General features: G+C 40.7%; 1 protein-coding gene. It reads left to right on the top strand.

Going from position 1 to position 1,976, the window contains the following annotated elements:
* The first annotated feature begins 287 nt into the window (after positions 1 to 287).
* The gene (locus G608_RS0117700; protein ID WP_026497101.1) at positions 288 to 1,580 is read left to right on the top strand and encodes an IS4 family transposase; all 1,293 of its coding nucleotides are present in this window, start codon (positions 288 to 290) and stop codon (positions 1,578 to 1,580) included.
* The last annotated feature ends 396 nt before the right edge of the window (positions 1,581 to 1,976 follow it).

The raw sequence follows: 1,976 nt of genomic DNA on the forward strand, positions 1-1,976 counted from the left end.
AAAAAGTTATCCCGACTTTCAACAGGCAAACTCCAAGAAGACAGTATATCTGACAGTAAGTTTCAGGATAATTAGGAAGTCGGGATAAGTGGTGTGAGAGGGCGGTTAAATCCGCCCTACTCGATTGTAAACAAATTGTTAACGTCAAAAAATCCCATATTTATCGACTTTTTTTAAAAAGGGGGTTGACAAGCCCTCCAAAATTTGCGTCCGCTTCGCGGCCCTTGTTAGTAAGGAAACTATCCGGTGGCCGCCGGAAATCTTTACTAAATTTTGGAGGTGTCTGTATGACCAAAAAAGAAATCTGCTCAGAAATCGTTCAGTCAATCAAGGACTATCTGTCAACCCCTTCTCGCCTCGATGTATTCAAGGCAAAAAACCGCTTCGTAAGAAAACGGGTACTTACTATTATACATGTAATAATGTATTTATTGTTCTCAAATCGCTCATCGATGGATACTAACCTATCCAACATAAAACGAGAGTTATGTAAAATCTCTGATTTCCCCAAAAAGATCTCCAAACAGGCTATTTCTCGAGCCAGACAAGGAATCTGTCCAGCACTTTTTGCAGAATTATTTAACCTTTCTGTGGACCTCTTCTACCAAAACATCCCAGAACGGAAAACCTGGAATGGCCTCCATGTATTTGCTATTGATGGCTCCAAATTTGAGCTTCCTAATTCTAAGGAGCTTTTTGAACACTTCGGTGAATTGTTCAACACTCATAACCCCAATGAAAAATATACTCAGGCTCTGGCATCTATAGTATATGACGTTCTAGATGACTATATTGTTCACGCTTCGCTCAATAAATTTTTAGCTTCCGAAAGAGCAGCTGCGCTAGAACATCTTAAGAACTTGGAGGAACTAGGAATCTACCAGGATTCTGTTGTCATTTTTGATCGTGGCTATTATTCAGAAAGCATGTTCAGATACTACGTAGAATATGGCCATTACTGCGTCATGCGCATTAAGGACAGTATCGGCCTCGCGAAAAAAGCTGGTAAAAAGAATGCTGATATCATAGACCACCTTCTGGGCAATCCCAAAGAGGGCACTGATGATGTTAAAGTCAGAGTAATCTCAGTAATGCTCGAAAGCGGGGAATATGAGTACCTTGCCACAAACATCTTTGACAAGTCCTTTTCCATCCAAATGTCCAGACGCCTTTACTTCCTGCGCTGGCCATGTGAAACAAAATACCTTGAATTAAAGGACCGTCTCCAAATAGAAGATTTCAATGGTGCTACGATAACCTCTATTATGCAGGAGTTCTATATCGGTCTGCTTCTTTCAAATCTGTCTGCACTTATCAAAGGCGGTGCTGATGAAGTAATTGATGCTACTAAAAATCCCAAAAACAAGTACCGGTATCAGTCGAACCGCTCTTTTATTATAGGCCAAATGAAGCTTCAGCTTCCCAAAATGATATTTGGCTTTGCTCCATTGTCTGAAATCGATGATATATTCGAAGATGCTTGCATAGTAAAATCACAGATTCAGCCATACAGAAAGTTCAAACGTAAGCGTGTGGAAAAACGGCGAACCCATTTCAAAAATAAAAAGCCTGCATTCTGATCCAAGTATAATGACCTGATTCTAAATCTTAAGATCACATTCAGGGCCTGATGTCACTCAGGTCTACTTGTCGTGCAATAAAGGCCGGACTATAAAAACCAACGAGCTATAGCCTCTTGTTACAGGGCGTGAGTCATAGCTCTTTAGCCTGCCAGGTTGGCAAAATCCAGCTCTGCAGCCTGTTACTGAGCCCATTTCATTTTGTTAATTTGACCTAAGCTGTACCACATTGAGAACCGTCCCCAATGGCACACTAAAAATGTTGAAAATAGCCTTGTTGAAATATAAAATAGAAGGGACGTTTTGTGTTTATTTTTGGTGGAGAAAGTACGAAAAAAGAAGGGGAAACGGGTATGAAGAAAGTGTGGAGAAGAGGGCTAAGTATAGCGCTCGCTG

Source organism: Butyrivibrio sp. WCD3002, assembly GCF_000424265.1.
GTDB lineage: Bacteria > Bacillota > Clostridia > Lachnospirales > Lachnospiraceae > Butyrivibrio.